Raw genomic sequence first — 16,629 nt, forward strand, 5'->3', positions numbered from 1 at the left:
CCCTCAGGGGCAGGCGGGCGGAGCCTAGAAGCGGCGGGTGACCAGCGCCCGCTTCACTTCCTGGATCGCCTTGGTGACCTCGATGCCACGGGGGCAGGCCTCGGAGCAGTTGAAGGTGGTGCGGCAACGCCACACGCCCTCACGGTCGTTGAGGATCTCCAGGCGCTGCTCGGCACCCTCGTCGCGCGAGTCGAAGATGAAGCGGTGCGCGTTGACGATGGCGGCCGGGCCGAAGTACTGGCCGTCGTTCCAGAAGACCGGGCAGGACGAGGTGCACGCGGCGCACAGGATGCACTTGGTGGTGTCGTCGAAGCGCTCGCGGTCCTCGGCGGACTGCAGGCGCTCCCGGGTCGGGTCGTTCCCCTTGGTGATGAGGAACGGCATGACGTCCTTGTACGCCTGGAAGAACGGGTCCATGTCCACGATCAGGTCCTTGAGGACCGTCAGGCCCTTGATGGCCTCGATCGTGATCGGCTTCTCCGGGTTGACGTCCTTGATCAGGGTCTTGCACGCCAGCCGGTTGCGGCCGTTGATCCGCATGGCGTCGGAGCCGCAGATGCCGTGCGCGCAGGAACGGCGGTAGGTGAGGGTGCCGTCCTGCTCCCACTTGATCTTGTTGAGGGCGTCGAGGACGCGCTCCTTCGGGTCCATCTCCAGCTGGTAGTCGACCCACACCGGGTCCGGCAGCTCCTCCGGGTTGAACCGGCGGATCCGCACGGTGACGGTGATCAGCTTGGTGCTGCCGGCCTCCACCGCGTCCAGGGCGGCGGAGTGCTTCTCCACGGTCGGAGTGCTCATCAGTACTTACGCTCCATCGGCTGGTAGCGGGTCGTGACCACCGGCTTGTAGTCCAGGCGGATCGAGGTGCTGCCGTCGGCGGCGACCTCGCGGTAGGCCATGGTGTGCTGCATGAACTTCTCGTCGTCGCGGGTCGGGAAGTCCTCGCGGTAGTGACCGCCGCGGGACTCCTCACGGGCCAGCGCGGAGACGGCCAGCACCTCGGCCAGCTCGAGTAGGTTGCCCAGCTCGATGGCCTCCAGGAGGTCGGTGTTGTACCGCATGCCCTTGTCCTGGATGGCGACGTGCTTGAAGCGCTCGCGCAGCCCGGCGATGTCGGCCACGGCCTGCTTCAGGGTCTCGCCGGTGCGGTAGACCATGGCGTTGGCGTCCATGGTCTCCTGCAGCTCCTTGCGGATCTGCGCGACCGACTCGGTGCCCTCGGACTCGCGCAGCTGCTCGACCATGTCCTGGACGAACTTGCCCGGGTTCTCCGGGAGTTCGACGTAGTCGTTGGCCGAGGCGTAGGCGGCGGCGGCGAGGCCCGCGCGGCGGCCGAACACGTTGATGTCCAGCAGCGAGTTGGTGCCCAGGCGGTTGGCGCCGTGCACCGAGACGCAGGCGACCTCACCGGCGGCGTACAGGCCGGGGACGACGTCGGTGTTGTTCGACAGCACCTCGCCCTCGACGTTGGTCGGGATGCCGCCCATGGCGTAGTGCGCGGTGGGCTGGATCGGGATCGGGTCCGTGTAGGGCTCGATGCCGAGGTAGGTCCGCGCGAACTCGGTGATGTCCGGGAGCTTGGCGTCCAGCTGCTCCGGCGGAAGGTGCGTCAGGTCCAGGTAGACGTGGTCGCCGTCCGGGCCGCAGCCGCGGCCCTCGCGGATCTCGGTGTAGATCGCGCGAGAGCAGACGTCACGGGACGCGAGGTCCTTCATGACCGGGGCGTAGCGCTCCATGAAGCGCTCGCCGTCCTTGTTGCGGAGGATGCCGCCCTCACCACGGGCGCCCTCGGTGAGCAGGATGCCCATCCGCCAGATGCCGGTCGGGTGGAACTGGAAGAACTCCATGTCCTCCAGCGGCAGGCCCCGGCGCCACGCGACGGCCTGGCCGTCGCCGGTCAGGGTGTGCGCGTTCGAGGTGACCTTGAACATCTTGCCGGTGCCGCCGGAGGCGAACACCACGGCCTTCGCCTGGAAGACGTGGATCTCGCCGGTGGCCAGCTCGTAGGCGACCACGCCGGAGGTCTTGCCGTCCACGATCAGCAGGTCCAGGACGTAGAACTCGTTGAAGAACTCGACGCCGTGCTTGACGCAGTTCTGGAACAGCGTCTGGAGGATCATGTGACCGGTGCGGTCGGCCGCGTAGCAGGAGCGGCGGACGGGCGCCTCACCGTGGTTGCGGGAGTGACCGCCGAAGCGGCGCTGGTCGATCCGGCCCTGCTCGGTGCGGGAGAAGGGGAGACCCATCTTCTCCAGGTCGAGGACGGCGTCGATGGCCTCCTTGCACATGATCTCGGCGGCGTCCTGGTCGACCAGGTAGTCACCACCCTTGACCGTGTCGAAGGTGTGCCACTCCCAGTTGTCCTCCTCGACGTTGGCGAGGGCGGCACACATGCCGCCCTGGGCCGCGCCGGTGTGGGACCGGGTGGGGTAGAGCTTGGTCAGCACCGCGGTGCGGCTGCGCTGGGTCGACTCGATGGCCGCGCGCATGCCCGCGCCACCGGCGCCGACGATGACGGTGTCGTACTTGTGAATCTGCATCAGGTCTTCGTCGCCTCTGGCCGGCTTAGATGTTCGGGTCGAAGGTGAAGATCACCAGGGTGCCGAGCAGGACCGTGAACACGGTCGCGGCGCCCATCAGCGTCTTCAGCCACAGCCTGGTGGAGGCCTTCTCCGCGTAGTCGTTGATGACCGTGCGCATGCCGTTGCTGCCGTGCAGCATCGCCAGCCAGAGCATCAACAGGTCCCAGCCCTGCCAGAACGGCGAGGCCCAGCGGCCCGCCACGAAGGCAAAGTTGATCTTCGACACGCCGCCGTCGAGCACCAGCATGATCAGCAGGTGACCGAGGATCAGGATCACCAGTAGGACGCCCGACAGGCGCATGAACAGCCAGGCGAGCATCTCGAAGTTGGTGCGGGTACGCCGAGGGGTCTTCTTGGTGCGCGCACGGGCCGGCTCGACGACGAAGGCGTCGGCCGGGTTGCCGGTGCCCAGGCCCTGGCCGGTGTGGGCCTGGAGCGAGGGGACCACCAGGGTCTCGTTGGTCTCAGCCACGGCGGATCACTTCCCGAACCACTTGAGGAGGGTGTGCTCGAGGATCGGGTAGAAGGCACCCGCCAACAGCACCACCCACACACCGACCACGGTCCAGAGCATCTGCTTCTGGTACTTCGGGCCCTTGGACCAGAAGTCCACGGCGACGACCCGAAGACCGTTCAGCGCGTGGAACAGGATGGCGGCCGTCAGGCCGTACTCCATCAGGTTGACCAGCGGGGTCTTGTAGGTCGCGATGACGGTGTCGTAGGACTCGGGGGAGACCCGGACCAACGCGGTGTCGAGGACATGGGCGAACAGGAAGAAGAAGATGAGGACGCCGGTGACTCGATGAGCCACCCAGCTCCACATGCCTTCCCGGCCGCGGTACAGCGTTCCAGCCGGCACGGAAAAACCCTCCGGAAGCGGATCGGGGGCTCGGCCGGCTTCGGTGTCGGTCAGCCCGGCCGGTACGGTCCCCCGGCCGCCAGCATCCTATCGACGCCGCGCGGAGAACCGCCTCCGGGGGTGTCAGGTGTGATCCATCAGGCACGCACGGCCTAATCCCGCCTACTCCTGACAGGTCGCCGGGACGCGCGGCGCCCGCCCCCGGGAGTGTCGCGGAGCGGGCACGGCGTTCGGTGCTGACGGCGGCTCAGGCGCCGACCAGGTGCTCCAATCTGGTCAGGGCGATCCGCCGGAGCTCCTCGGCGGCGATCAGCCGCTCCTCGTCCGGCTCGTTGGCGAGCCTGGTGCGGACGGAGGTGAGCACGGTGTCCAGCATCTCCTCGGGGACGATGCCGTCCAGGCAGACCACGAAGACGTGGCCGTACCGGGCCTCGTACGCGGCGTGCGCGGCCCGCAGGGCGGTGTGCGCCGCCTGGCTTCCGGGGGCCCGCATGCCCAGCAGTGGCTGCGGCATCCAGCTCTCGTCCGCGAGGGCCTCGGCCAGGTCGGCCGGACGCAGGTCGTAGGAGGCCTCGCTGGCGGCTGCCAGCAGGGACTCTATGTCGGGGTACGGGCGGTGGGCGGTGAGCCGCAGCGCCCAGCGGTGGCTGCCGCAACAGGCCAGCAGGGCCTCCTCGGCAGCGCCGGGGTCGGCCTCGTTGAAGCGGTGAAGCCCGAGCAGGGACGGCACCAACAGCGGCTCGTCGAGCTGCTGCGGCGGGATGTCGCTGGCCAGCGGGTCCTCCTCGTGAGGGCGGGAAGGGGGGATGCTCCAGAGACGAAACGTAGGTGCTCAGCGGCCCTTGACAGGACCGCTCTGCCGGGCCCGAGGGCTGGCGTCTCGTGGACCGCCCGGGCAGCGGCACCACGGTAGTTGAGGGTTCGTCAGTTGAGGAGAGGTCGCGTCGAATTCACTCGATCGAGCTATCAAGTCGTGACGTTGTCATGCTCGTTGAGGGTAGAAGGGGGCGGTGATCACGCCGTCCGCCCAGGCCCCGCACCGCGCTGACCTGCGGCTGCCCCATTCGGGCCGGTGCCATCCGCAGCTCGACCGGGTCCGCGCCGAAACCGCCGCCTGGACCGCCCGGCACGGCCTGGCCCCGGCCGGCGGAGCCGAGCGCGCCGCCCACTGCCACCCCGACGCGCCGTACCCCGAACTCGCCCTGCTGGCCGCCTGGTACGCCTGGGCCGCCCAGGGCCCCAGCACCCGGCCGCCGGCCTCGCCGCCGCCCGCGCCGAGCTGGACCTCCGGACCGAGCCCGGGCACCCGGCCGGCCGGTGGCGCCGGTTCACCGCCCTGACCGACGACCTCGCCCGGCGCCCCGCCGCCGACCCGGACCTGCTCGCCCACCTGGACGCCCGGCGCCCGTTCGCCCGCTGGGCCGCCGCTCTGGACCGAGCGGAGCTTCGACACCGACGGCTGGCCACTGTTCGCCGCACTCACCCACCCCGACGCCCCGGCCGAGAGGCTGATCATGATCGCCCAGTGGGACGTCCTCGCGCTGGCCCTGGACGACCACTTCGTCACCGCGTTCAAGCTCCCGCGCGACGTGGCCGGGGCCCGCGCCTTCACGGCCAGGCTCCCGCAGTTCATGCCGCCCGACGGCGGGCCGGTGCCGCCGGCGGCCAACCAGGTCGAGCGCGCCGTGGCCGAGCTCTGGGGCCGTAGCGCCCCCGGGCTGTCCACCGAGGAACGGGTCCGCTTCGCCGGGTACGTGACCGGGTTCGCCGCCGCCAACCTGGAGGAGCTGGACGCGATCGTGCTCGGGCGGGTCCCCGACCCGGTGCAGCGCCTGGAGTTCCGCCGGGTCAGCTCGGGCACCGACCTCTCGATCGGGCTCACCGGCCACCGGCCCCCGCCGAGCGACCCGCTCCGCCGCCTGGAGGACGCCTTCGCGGACGCGGTCGGTCTGCGCAACGACATCCACTCGTACCGCAAGGAGACCTCGGAGGAGGGCGAGCTCGGCAACGCCGTCCTGACGCTCCGTCGGTTCCTCGGCTGCGGGCTCCAGCAGGCGGTGGACGTCGTCTACCGGCTGTTCGCCCAGCGGCTGGCCGAGTTCGACCGGCTGGTGGCGGAGGAGCTGCCGCGCGGTGACGCCGGGACGGACCGTCACGTGGCCGCGCTGCGGACCTGGCTGGCCGGGGACGACGAGTGGTACCGGCGGACCGGCCGCTACCGTGCTGGCAGCAGCCGGTCCCTCACGCCGTTCAGGACGTCCGGTGCACCTTGTGGTTGGCCGCCTGGGCCCGGGGCCTGACCACCAGCAGGTCGATGTTGACGTGCGAGGGGCGGGTGACCGCCCAGGACACGGTGTCGGCGACGTCCTCGGAGGTGAGCGGCTCGGCCACGCCCGCGTACACCGCCGCCGCCTTGGACTCGTCGCCGCGGAAGCGGGTGACCGCGAAGCCCTCGGACTTCACCATGCCGGGGGCGATCTCGATCACCCGGATCGGCTCGCCGTTCAGCTCCAGCCGCAGGGTGGCGGCGATGGTGTGCGCGGCGTGCTTGGCGGCCACGTAGCCGCCGCCGCCCTCGTACGCGGTCAGCGCGGCGGTCGAGCTGAGCACCAGCACCGTGCCGTCGCCGCCGGCGCGCAGCGCGGGCAGCAGCGCCTGGGTCACGTGCAGCACGCCGAGCACGTTCACCTCGTACATGGCCAGCCAGTCGGCCGGGTCGCCGGCCTCCACGCTCTCGGCGCCGATCGCGCCGCCCGCGTTGTTGACCAGCACGTCCACCCGGCCGACCTCGGCCGCGAAGGCGTCCACCTGCGCGCGGTCGGTCACGTCCACGGTGTAGGCGCGGCCGCCGATCTCCTTGGCCAGTGCCTCGATCCGCTCGGTCCGGCGGGCGGTCACCACCACCTCGAAGCCGTCCGCCGCGAGCCGCCGGGCCGTCGCCGCGCCGATGCCACTGCTGGCGCCGGTGACCACGGCCACCTTCCGTTCGGTCATGTCCCACTCCCTGCTGGTCCGGTCGTCTGCCGGTTCGATCATTCCAAAGAGTGACGGCCGGCCGCTCGGTGGATCAGGGGGTGGATAGGGGTTGCGCCCTCTTGGGGTAGGAGGTGACGGTGCGCCACCGTTGCACTGCTCGTGTCCCGACCCCGCGTCCCGACCCCGCGTCCTTGACCCCTGGAGGTAACCCGTGGCAGACCGTCACACCGAGTCCGGCATCCCGATCCGGCCGGTCTACGGCCCCGAGGCCCTGGACGGGTGGGACCCGGGGGAGCGGCTCGGCGAGCCCGGGCGCTACCCGTTCACCCGCGGCGTCTACCCGACGATGTACACCGGGAAGCCGTGGACCATGCGGCAGTACGCCGGCTTCGGCACCGCCGCCGAGTCCAACGCCCGCTACCGCCAGCTGATCGCCAACGGCACCAACGGCCTCTCGGTCGCCTTCGACCTGCCGACCCAGATGGGCTACGACTCGGACGCCCCGCTCGCGGCCGGCGAGGTCGGCAAGGTGGGGGTGGCGGTCGACTCGGTCGAGGACATGGCGGTGCTGTTCGGCGGCATCCCGCTGGGCGAGGTCTCCACCTCGATGACCATCAACGCGCCCGCCTCCGTCCTGCTGCTGCTCTACCAACTGGTGGGCGAGAGCCAGGGGGTGGCCCCCGCCGCGCTCACCGGCACGATCCAGAACGACGTGCTGAAGGAGTACATCGCCCGGGGCACCTACATCTTCCCGCCCAAGCCCAGCCTGCGGCTGGTCGCCGACGTGTTCCGCTACTGCCGGGCCGAGATCCCGAAGTGGAACACCATCTCCATCTCGGGCTACCACATGGCCGAGGCGGGGGCCGATCCGGTGCAGGAGATCGCCTTCACCCTGGCCAACGGGATCGAGTACGTCCGGACCGCCGTCGCGGCCGGGATGGAGGTGGACGACTTCGCGCCCCGGCTCTCCTTCTTCTTCGTGGCCCGCACCACGCTGCTGGAGGAGGTGGCCAAGTTCCGTGCCGCGCGCCGGATCTGGGCCCGCGTCATGCGCGAGGAGTTCGGCGCGCGCAACCCCAAGTCGCTGATGCTGCGCTTCCACACCCAGACCGCCGGGGTCCAACTCACCGCCCAGCAGCCGGAGGTGAACCTGGTCCGGGTCTCGGTGCAGGCGCTGGCCGCGGTCTTCGGCGGCACCCAGTCGCTGCACACCAACAGCTTCGACGAGGCGATCGCGCTGCCCACCGAGAAGGCGGCCCGGCTGGCCCTGCGCACCCAGCAGGTGCTGGCGTACGAGAGCGACGTGACGGCCACCGTGGACCCGTTCGCCGGGTCCTACGTGGTGGAGTCGCTGACCGACGAGGTGGAGGAGGCGGCGCTCCAACTGATGGGCCGCATCGAGGACATGGGCGGTGCGGTGGCCGCCATCGAGCGCGGCTTCCAGAAGGGCGAGATCGAGCGCACCGCGTACCGGGTGCAGCAGGAGACCGACTCGGGGGAGCGCACGGTGGTCGGGGTGAACCGCTTCCAGCTGGACACCGAGGAGCCCTACGAGCCGCTGCGGGTGGACCCGGCGATCGAGGCCGAGCAGGCCGCCCGACTGGCCCAACTCCGTGCGGCGCGCGACAGTTCGGCGGTGGAGCGCGGGCTGACGGCGCTCCGGAAGGCGGCCGCCGGGAGCGAGAACGTGCTCTACCCCATGCGGGAGGCGCTGGCCGCGCGGGCCACCGCCGGGGAGGTGAGCGACGCGCTGCGCGAGGTCTGGGGCACCTACACCCCGTCCGAACGCTTCTGAGGGGTGGTCAGGCGCCGTGTCCCGTGCCGGGGTCGGTCGTTGCACAGGACAGTGATCACCGGGAAGGCGGAAACGGTATGTCATACCCACCTGTGCGGCCGGTATGCACCCATCCGGGGACCGATCTGACGGAAGTCGGGCCAAAAGCCGTTCACCGGCCTAGTCTTGTTGAGGTGAACGATCCTCAGCCCGGCGCTCGGGCCACCCTCACGCCTGCCCGCCCCGGCTCCGATCTGCGGGCGCGGGTACGGGCCTACCAGGCCGAGTTGATCGCCTTCCGGCGGGACCTGCACCGGCACCCCGAGCTGGGCCGCCAGGAGTTCCGCACCACCCGGCTGCTGCGCGAGCGGCTGCTCGCGGCCGGGCTGACCCCGAAGGTGCTGCCGGGCGGCACGGGCATGACGGTGGACATCGTGCCGCCGGGCACCAAGTCGGGCACCCCGTTCCTGGCGTTCCGCGCGGACATCGACGCGCTGCCGATCGACGACGCCAAGACCGAGGCCCCGTACCGCTCCACCCTGCCGGGCAGGGCGCACGCCTGCGGGCACGACGTGCACACCTCGGTGGTGCTGGGCACCGCGCTGGTGCTGGCCCAGGCGGCCCGCACCGGTGAGCTGACCCAGCCGGTCCGGCTGGTCTTCCAGCCGGCCGAGGAGGTCATGCCGGGCGGGGCGCTGGACGTGATCGAGGCCGGCGGGATGAAGGACGTCGGGCGGATCTTCGCGGTGCACTGCGACCCCAAGGTCCAGGTCGGCCGGATCGGCCTCAAGGTCGGTGCCATCACCTCCGCCTGCGACCGGCTCACCCTCCACCTGGACGGCCCCGGCGGCCACACCGCCCGCCCGCACCTGACGACGGATCTGGTCACCGCGGTCGCCCGGCTCGCCGCCGACCTGCCGCCCGCGCTCTCCCGCCGGATGGACCCGCGCTGGGGCGTCAGCCTGGTCTGGGGCCGGATCGCCTCCGGCTCCGCGCCCAACGTCATCCCCCAGCACGCCGAACTCGAGGGCACCGTCCGCTGCCTGGAGCTGGCCGGCTGGCGCGAGGCCCCCGACGCCCTGGAGGACCTGACCGGCAAGCTCGCCGAGACCTACCGGGCCAAGTGGTCCCTCGACTACCACCGCGGCGTCCCCCCGGTGGTCAACGAGCAGCTCTCCATCGCCCAGCTCGACGCCGCCATGAACGGCCGCTTCGCCGCCGGCGGCGGCCCGGTGGTCGAGGACACCGAGCAGAGCCTCGGCGGCGAGGACTTCTCCTGGTACCTGGAGCACGCCCCCGGCGCCCTGGCCCGCCTCGGCGTCCGCGCCCCGCACGAGACCACCGTCCGCGACCTCCACCAGGGCCGCTTCGACGTGGACGAGCGCTCCATCGCGATCGGCGTCGAGCTGTTCTGCTCGCTCGCCCTGGAGCACGGGCGAGTCTGAGACGGAGGTCACCCCGGCGGCGTAGAGTGGCCGTTCCACTACCACTGAGTAGTGACATGAGGGTGCGTCAAGCGTGGTCGTTTGTCCGGTTCGTCCTGACATAGGACCACGTTTTGATAACAACCCGAATGCTCGTTGGAGCCGTGACACAACCGTGTTCTACGCGCGTTACGGTGGCGCTCGACCACGCCAAACGGGTGTGTGAGAAGGAGATACTCCCTTGCGCCGTTCCATGAAGCTCGCCGCGGTTGTGCTCACGGGTTCCCTGGGCATCGCCTCGCTCGCCGCTTGCGGCGCAAAGAGCACCGACAACAACACCTCCAGCAGCGCCGGTGCCGGCGCCTCCGGCGTCAAGGTCGGCATGGCCTACGACATCGGCGGCCGTGGCGACCAGTCGTTCAACGACTCCGCCGCCCGTGGCCTGGACAAGGCCAAGTCGGACCTCGGCGTCGCGGTCACCGAGGCCGAGGCCAAGACCGGTGAGGCGGAGGCCGACAAGGAGACCCGCCTGAAGAGCCTGGTCTCCTCCGGCTACAACCCGGTCATCGCGGTCGGCTTCGTCTACCAGGCCGCCGTCGAGAAGGTCGCCAAGGACAACCCGAACGTCCGGTTCGCGATCATCGACTCGGGTTCCGCCACCCAGCCGACCAACGTCACCTCGCTGACCTTCTCGGAGCAGGAGGGCTCGTACCTGGCCGGCGTCGCCGCCGCCTCGAAGAGCCAGTCCAAGCACATCGGCTTCATCGGTGGCGTGCAGTCCGAGCTGATCAAGAAGTTCGAGGCCGGCTACGTCGCGGGCGCGAAGTTCGTGACCCCGGACATCAAGATCGAGACCACCTACCTCACCACCCCGCCGGACTTCTCGGGCTTCAACGACCCGGGCAAGGGCAAGGACGCCGCCCAGGGCCAGCTCGACAAGGGCGCGGACGTCATCTACTCCGCCGCCGGCTCCTCCGGCAACGGCGCCATCGAGGCCGTCTACAACGCCAAGAAGTGGGCCATCGGCGTCGACTCGGACCAGGCCGCCCAGCCGGCCCTGTCCAAGTACAAGGACCGCATCCTCACCTCGATGGTGAAGAACGTCGACACCGCGGTGTTCACCTACATCAAGTCGGTCAAGGACGGTTCGCCGCTCACCGGGACGAAGAACTTCGACCTGAAGGAGAAGGGCGTCTCGCTGGCCACCACCGGCGGCTTCATCGCGGACATCCAGGGCAAGCTCGACGCGGCCACCGCGCAGATCACCTCGGGTGCCACGAAGATCCCGACCACCGTCGGCTGACACCCCCTCAGCCTGCCGCCGGTCCACGCGTCCGGCGCGCATGATTGAGCATCAGGGTGGGGCCCGGCGGGGCGCGCGCAACGCGCTCTGCCGGGCCCGTCCCGTTCCACCCGCACGTACGCGCTTCCTCACGTACGCACGCCATCTCCAGCGCAACGACGCGCCCTGTGACCACCAGGAGATCGCCATCACCGCTTCCGACCCCGCCCCGACCCCCCAGGGCGGCAACCCCAGCGCGGGGACGGCGTCACCGGCCGTCGAACTGCGCGGCATCACCAAGCGCTTCCCGGGCGTCGTGGCCAACCACGACATCGACATCACCGTCGCCCGCAGCACCGTGCACGCCCTGATGGGCGAGAACGGCGCCGGCAAGTCGACCCTGATGAAGATCCTCTACGGCATGCAGAAGCCGGACGAGGGCACCATCGCCATCAACGGCGAGCAGGTCGAGTTCAACACCCCCGGCGACGCCATCGCGCGCGGCATCGGCATGGTGCACCAGCACTTCATGCTGGCCGACAACCTGACGGTCTGGGAGAACGTCGTCCTGGGCGGCGAGAAGCTCCACGGGATAGGAGCCAAGGCCAAGGCGAAGATCCGCGAGATCTCCGACCAGTACGGCCTGGGCGTGCGCCCGGACGCGCTGGTCGAGGACCTCGGCGTGGCCGACCGCCAGCGCGTCGAGATCCTCAAGGTGCTCTACCGGGGCGCCAAGATCCTGATCCTGGACGAGCCCACCGCCGTCCTGGTCCCGCACGAGGTCGAGGCGCTCTTCGACAACCTGCGCGAGCTCAAGGCCGAGGGCGTCACCGTCATCTTCATCTCGCACAAGCTGCACGAGGTGCTCTCGGTGGCCGACGCGATCAGCGTGATCCGCCGCGGCACCACCGTCGGCGACGCCGACCCGCGCACCGTGACGGCCCGTCAGCTCGCCGAGCTGATGGTCGGCGCCGAACTGCCCTCCCCGGAGAGCCGCGAGTCCACCGTCACCGAGACCGTGATGCTGGAGACCGCGGGCCTGCGGATCGCCAAGCGCGACGCCGAGGGCATCGAGCGCGTGGTGCTGGACGACATCTCGCTGCGCATCCGCAAGGGCGAGGTGCTCGGCATCGCCGGCGTCGAGGGCAACGGCCAGGCCGAACTGGTCGAGGCCATCATGGGCATGCTGCCGCTGGACGCGGGCTCCGTCACCCTGGACGGCCAGGACCTCAGCCGGACCCTGACCCGGGCCCGCCGCGAGGCCGGCATCGGCTACATCCCGGAGGACCGGCACAAGCACGGTCTGCTGCTGGAGGCCCCGCTCTGGGAGAACCGGATCCTCGGTCACGTCACCGAGGCCCCCAACTCCAAGGGCATGCTGCTGGACCCGGCCGCCGCCCGCAAGGACACCCTGCGGATCGTCGAGGAGTACGACGTCCGCACCCCCGGCATCGAGGTCACCGCCGCCTCGCTCTCCGGCGGCAACCAGCAGAAGCTGATCATCGGCCGCGAGATGAGCCACGCGCCCAAGCTGCTGATCGCGTCCCACCCCACCCGCGGCGTGGACGTCGGCGCGCAGGCGCAGATCTGGGAGCAGATCCGCTCCGCGCAGCGCGAGGGCCTCGCGGTGCTGCTGATCTCCGCCGACCTGGACGAGCTGATCGGCCTCTCCGACCACATCCGGGTGATCTACCGCGGCCGCCTGGTCGCCGACGCCGACCCGGCCACCGTCACCGCCGAGGACCTGGGCACCGCGATGACCGGTGCGGCCAGCGGCCACATCGAGTCGGACCCGGAGGCCGTCGCCGAGGCCCAGGCGTTCGTCGCCGAGATCACCGAGGCGCAGCCCACCGACGACACCGCCACCGACGACGCGCAGGCGGGGGAGTAACCCACAATGACCAGTCCCAACCCCGCGGCCGCGAAGCCCGCGGCCAAGCGGTTCGACGCCGAGAAGATCCTGCTCGGCCTGGCCGCCCCCGTGCTGGCCATCCTGCTGTCGATGCTGATCTGCGTCGTGCTGCTGGCGGTCTCCGGCAAGGAGCCGTTCAAGGCCTTCCAGGTGATGTTCGACTACGGCACCGCCTCCGACGGCCAGGTGCTGACGCTGAACCGCGCCACCGTGTACTACCTCGCCGGTGCCGCCGCCGCGTTCGGCTTCCGGATGAACCTCTTCAACATCGGCGTCGACGGCCAGTACAAGCTGGGCGTGCTGTTCGCCGCCTTCGTCGGCAGCCAGGTCGACCTGCCGTCCTTCCTGCAGATCCCGCTGCTGCTGGTGACGGCGATGCTGGTCGGCGGCATGTGGGCGAGCATCGCCGGTCTGCTCAAGGTCTACCGGGGCGTCAGCGAGGTCATCTCGACCATCATGCTGAACGCCATCGCGACCGCCGTGGTCGGTCTGCTGCTGGTGCCGGGCGTCTTCGCGCCGAACAAGGGCACCACCACCAACTCGATCCAGACCGAGCCGATCTCGCAGTCCAGCCACTTCTTCACCCTGGACACCGCCGGCGGCACCCTCTGGGGCTTCATCGTCGTGGCGATCGTGGTGGGCGTGCTGTTCCAGTTCACCCTGAACCGCACCCGCTTCGGCTTCGACCTGCGCGCCACCGGCCGCTCGGAGTCCGCGGCCACCGCCTCGGGCGTGAACGTCAAGCGCATGATCATCACCTCGATGGTGGTCTCCGGTGCCATCGCCGGTCTGATCGGCCTGCCCGAACTGATGTCCAGCTCCTACTACTTCGGGCAGGGCATCCAGCCCGGCCTCGGCTTCATCGGCATCTCGGTCGCCCTGCTCGGCCGCAACTCGCCGATCGGCGTCGCCTTCTCGGCGCTGCTGTTCGCCTTCCTCGACGTCGCCGGCACCCAGCTGCCGCTCCAGGGTGACTACCCGCAGGAGATCGTCGCCGTCATGCAGGGCACCATCGTCATCTGTGTCGTCGTCGCCTACGAGCTGGTGCGCCGCTACGGCTTGAAGCGCCAGCAGCAGAAGGTCGGCGCCGAGCTCGCCGCCCAGGCCGCCGCTGCTGCCAAGAAGGAGGTGGCCGCATGAGCACCGCTACCGCTGCCCGGCCGAAGTCGCCGGGGAGTTCGCCCGCCAAGAAGCGCAAGCTGACCTGGCCGGTCGTGCTGCTGCTGCTCGCCGGCGCTCTGATGCTGTTCTCCGCCGTGGGCATGGCCACCGGCAACCACGGCCTCACCTCCTCCGGTCAGGTCACCGCCGCGCTCGGCGCGGCCGTGCCGATCGCGATGGCCGGTCTCGGCGGTCTCTGGTCCGAGCGGGCCGGCGTGGTCAACATCGGCCTCGAAGGCATGATGGTGGCCGGGACGTTCTGCGGTGCCTGGGCCGGTTACCTGGTCAACCCGTGGGTCGGCCTGCTGGCCGGCATGGCGGGCGGTGCGCTCGGCGGTCTGCTGCACGCGCTGGTCACCGTGACCTTCGGCGTGGACCACATCGTCTCCGGCGTCGGCATCAACCTGCTGATCCCCGGCATCTGTGCCTACGTCAACCGGATCTACTACCGCGACTACGTGGCCTTCGGCGCGGGCGCCAACCAGTCCCCGCCGGCCGACCCGCTGCCGTACATCACCGTCCCGGGCCTGTCCGACTGGCTGGACAAGATCGAGGCGCACCACTGGTTCCTGGTCTCCGACCTGGCCGGCATCCTGGGCGGCATGACCACCAACCTTTCGGTGGTCGTGGTGATCGCCGCGGTCTTCCTGGTGGCCTCGTACTTCATCCTCTGGCGCACGGTCTTCGGCCTGCGGCTGCGCTCCTGCGGTGAGAACCCGACCGCCGCCGAGTCGCTGGGCGTCAACGTCTACAAGTACAAGTACCTGGCGGTCATCACCTCCGGCGCCTTCGCCGGTCTGGCCGGTGCGTACCTCTCGTTGGTCGCCGCCCACTTCTACAAGGACGGCATGACCCAGGGCCGCGGCTTCATCGGTCTGGCCGCGATGATCTTCGGCAACTGGATGCCGGGCGGTCTGGCCATGGGCGCGGGCCTGTTCGGCTTCACCGACAGCCTCCAGCTCCGTGACCCGGACTCGGTGCACGTGCTGATCCTGACGGTCTCCATCGCGATGGCCCTGCTGGCGCTCTGGAAGCTGTACCGCCGTCAGTTCAAGGGCGCGGGCATCACCTTCGTGGTCGCCGCCGGTCTGGCGACCTGGTTCGCCACCACCGACACCGTGCCGCGCGCGCTGATCGTGGCGACCCCGTACGTGATCACCCTGGTGGTGCTCGCGATGGCCTCGCAGCGACTGCGGATGCCGAAGGCGGACGGCCAGATCTACCGTAGGGGCCAGGGCAAGTGACGACGGCTCAGGAGATCGACTGGCCGGCGCTGCGGGCCGCCGCCCGGGGAGCGATGGGGCAGGCGTACGCGCCCTACAGCAAGTTCCCGGTCGGCGCCGCGGCCCTGGTGGACGATGGCCGCACGGTGACCGGCTGCAACGTGGAGAACGCCTCGTACGGGCTCTCGCTGTGCGCCGAGTGCGGCCTGGTCTCGGCGTTGCAGCTGAGCGGCGGCGGCCGGCTGGTGGCCTTCACCTGTGTGGACGGCGCCGGGCAGCTGCTGATGCCCTGCGGCCGCTGCCGCCAGCTGCTGTACGAGCACGGCGGGCCGGAGCTGCTGGTCGAGCTGCCCTCCGGGGTACGCCCGATGAGTGAAGTCCTGCCGGACGCGTTCGGGCCGGAACGGCTCTAGCTGGAAAGCTTGTTACGCGCGTAGAGTGTCGCGGGGGCCTGGTCCCCGCGGCACTCTACGCATTTCTGCACTGGAACCACCTGGAGACACCCTCATGGACGCCATCTCCGTCATCCGGACCAAGCGTGACCGGGGCGAACTGACCGATGCTCAGATCGACTGGGTGATCGACGCCTACACCCGCGGCGAGGTCGCCGACGAGCAGATGTCCGCGCTGGCCATGTCGATCCTGCTGAACGGCATGAACCTCCGTGAGATCGGCCGCTGGACCGACGCGATGATCCGCTCCGGCGTCCGGATGGACTTCTCCGCCCTCCCGCTGCCCACCTCGGACAAGCACTCCACCGGTGGCGTCGGCGACAAGATCACCCTCCCGCTGGCCCCGCTGGTCGCCGCCTGCGGTGCCGCCGTCCCGCAGCTCTCCGGCCGCGGCCTCGGCCACACCGGCGGCACCCTGGACAAGCTGGAGTCCATCCCCGGCTGGCGGGCGCTGCTCTCCAACGAGGAGATGATGGCCGTGCTGCGTGACGCGGGCGCCGTCATCTGCGCGGCCGGCGACGGCCTGGCCCCCGCCGACAAGAAGCTCTACGCCCTGCGCGACGTCACCGGCACCGTCGAGGCCATCCCGCTGATCGCCTCCTCGATCATGTCCAAGAAGATCGCCGAGGGCACCGGCGCGCTGGTCCTGGACGTCAAGGTCGGCTCCGGCGCCTTCATGAAGAACCTCGACGACGCCCGCGAGCTGGCCCGCACCATGGTCGGCCTGGGCACCAACGCCGGGGTCAACACCGTCGCCCTGCTCACCGACATGTCGACCCCGCTCGGCCTCACCGCGGGCAACGCGCTGGAGGTCCGGGAGTCGGTCGAGGTGCTGGCCGGCGGCGGCCCCGCCGACGTGGTCGAGCTGACCGTCGCGCTGGCCCGGGAGATGCTGGCCGCCGCGGGCGTGCACGGCAAGGACCCGGCCGAGGCGCTGCGCGACGGCTCCGCGATGGACCACTGGCGCCGCATGATCACCGCCCA

General features: G+C 70.4%; 16 protein-coding genes. 10 read left to right on the forward strand and 6 right to left on the reverse strand.

The genetic code is table 11. The annotated features are described in order from the left end of the window. Positions 1-24 precede the first annotated feature (24 nt). The 5 genes from ACZ6ZR_RS13870 to ACZ6ZR_RS13890 form a co-directional block, all read right to left on the reverse strand. Entirely contained in the window at positions 25-798 is a 774-nt protein-coding gene (locus ACZ6ZR_RS13870) for a succinate dehydrogenase iron-sulfur subunit (RefSeq protein WP_465642310.1), read from the reverse strand. After that, positions 798-2,540: a succinate dehydrogenase flavoprotein subunit gene (sdhA, locus tag ACZ6ZR_RS13875; RefSeq protein ID WP_465642311.1), complete on the reverse strand. Its 1,743-nt coding sequence runs from the start codon at positions 2,538-2,540 to the stop codon at positions 798-800. The genes ACZ6ZR_RS13870 and sdhA overlap by 1 nt, the downstream gene beginning before the upstream one ends. 25 nt (positions 2,541-2,565) lie before the next feature. Next, a complete protein-coding gene (gene sdhD, locus ACZ6ZR_RS13880; RefSeq protein ID WP_465642412.1) occupies positions 2,566-2,994 on the reverse strand; it encodes a succinate dehydrogenase, hydrophobic membrane anchor protein in 429 nt (142 codons plus the stop codon). 66 nt (positions 2,995-3,060) lie between these two features. Continuing rightward, the gene (sdhC, locus tag ACZ6ZR_RS13885; RefSeq protein WP_465642312.1) at positions 3,061-3,441 is read right to left on the reverse strand and encodes a succinate dehydrogenase, cytochrome b556 subunit; all 381 of its coding nucleotides are present in this window, start codon (positions 3,439-3,441) and stop codon (positions 3,061-3,063) included. Positions 3,442-3,688: 247 nt separating this feature from the next. Further along, on the reverse strand, positions 3,689-4,171 hold the full coding sequence (locus ACZ6ZR_RS13890; protein WP_465642413.1) for a 2-oxo-4-hydroxy-4-carboxy-5-ureidoimidazoline decarboxylase: 483 nt from the start codon (positions 4,169-4,171) through the stop codon (positions 3,689-3,691). A 280-nt stretch (positions 4,172-4,451) separates the two neighbouring features. Here ACZ6ZR_RS13890 and ACZ6ZR_RS13895 point away from each other — a divergent pair, with 280 nt between their 5' ends. After that, positions 4,452-4,781 (forward strand): hypothetical protein, encoded by a 330-nt coding sequence (locus ACZ6ZR_RS13895; protein WP_465642313.1) that lies wholly within the window; start codon positions 4,452-4,454, stop codon positions 4,779-4,781. 174 nt (positions 4,782-4,955) lie between these two features. Next, the gene (locus ACZ6ZR_RS13900) at positions 4,956-5,741 is read left to right on the forward strand and encodes a terpene synthase family protein (RefSeq protein WP_465642314.1); all 786 of its coding nucleotides are present in this window, start codon (positions 4,956-4,958) and stop codon (positions 5,739-5,741) included. On the opposite strand, the gene ACZ6ZR_RS13905 is transcribed toward ACZ6ZR_RS13900, so the two are convergent. Next, a complete protein-coding gene (locus tag ACZ6ZR_RS13905) occupies positions 5,692-6,435 on the reverse strand; it encodes an SDR family oxidoreductase (RefSeq protein ID WP_465642315.1) in 744 nt (247 codons plus the stop codon). The two genes, ACZ6ZR_RS13900 and ACZ6ZR_RS13905, sit on opposite strands and share 50 nt — an antisense overlap. A 193-nt stretch (positions 6,436-6,628) precedes the next feature. Here ACZ6ZR_RS13905 and ACZ6ZR_RS13910 point away from each other — a divergent pair, with 193 nt between their 5' ends. The 8 genes from ACZ6ZR_RS13910 to ACZ6ZR_RS13945 form a co-directional block, all read left to right on the forward strand. Next, positions 6,629-8,212: an acyl-CoA mutase large subunit family protein gene (locus ACZ6ZR_RS13910; RefSeq protein WP_465642316.1), complete on the forward strand. Its 1,584-nt coding sequence runs from the start codon at positions 6,629-6,631 to the stop codon at positions 8,210-8,212. Between the two features lie 173 nt (positions 8,213-8,385). Next, positions 8,386-9,636 (forward strand): amidohydrolase, encoded by a 1,251-nt coding sequence (locus tag ACZ6ZR_RS13915; protein WP_465642317.1) that lies wholly within the window; start codon positions 8,386-8,388, stop codon positions 9,634-9,636. A gap of 220 nt (positions 9,637-9,856) precedes the next feature. Continuing rightward, positions 9,857-10,918: a BMP family lipoprotein gene (locus ACZ6ZR_RS13920; protein WP_465642318.1), complete on the forward strand. Its 1,062-nt coding sequence runs from the start codon at positions 9,857-9,859 to the stop codon at positions 10,916-10,918. A gap of 40 nt (positions 10,919-10,958) precedes the next feature. Then, positions 10,959-12,788: an ABC transporter ATP-binding protein gene (locus ACZ6ZR_RS13925; RefSeq protein WP_465642319.1), complete on the forward strand. Its 1,830-nt coding sequence runs from the start codon at positions 10,959-10,961 to the stop codon at positions 12,786-12,788. A 6-nt stretch (positions 12,789-12,794) separates the two neighbouring features. Next, positions 12,795-13,949 (forward strand): ABC transporter permease, encoded by a 1,155-nt coding sequence (locus ACZ6ZR_RS13930; RefSeq protein WP_465642320.1) that lies wholly within the window; start codon positions 12,795-12,797, stop codon positions 13,947-13,949. Beyond that, positions 13,946-15,214: an ABC transporter permease gene (locus ACZ6ZR_RS13935; protein WP_465642321.1), complete on the forward strand. Its 1,269-nt coding sequence runs from the start codon at positions 13,946-13,948 to the stop codon at positions 15,212-15,214. Before ACZ6ZR_RS13930 ends, ACZ6ZR_RS13935 begins: the two co-directional genes overlap by 4 nt. After that, positions 15,211-15,606, forward strand: a complete 396-nt coding sequence (locus ACZ6ZR_RS13940; protein ID WP_465642322.1) for a cytidine deaminase — start codon at positions 15,211-15,213, stop codon at positions 15,604-15,606. The genes ACZ6ZR_RS13935 and ACZ6ZR_RS13940 overlap by 4 nt, the downstream gene beginning before the upstream one ends. Before the next feature lie 94 nt (positions 15,607-15,700). Beyond that, the coding region (locus ACZ6ZR_RS13945; protein ID WP_465642323.1) for a thymidine phosphorylase at positions 15,701-16,629 on the forward strand (929 nt) is incomplete at its 3' end.

The sequence above is a fragment of the Kitasatospora sp. NPDC088742 genome (genome assembly GCF_055584905.1).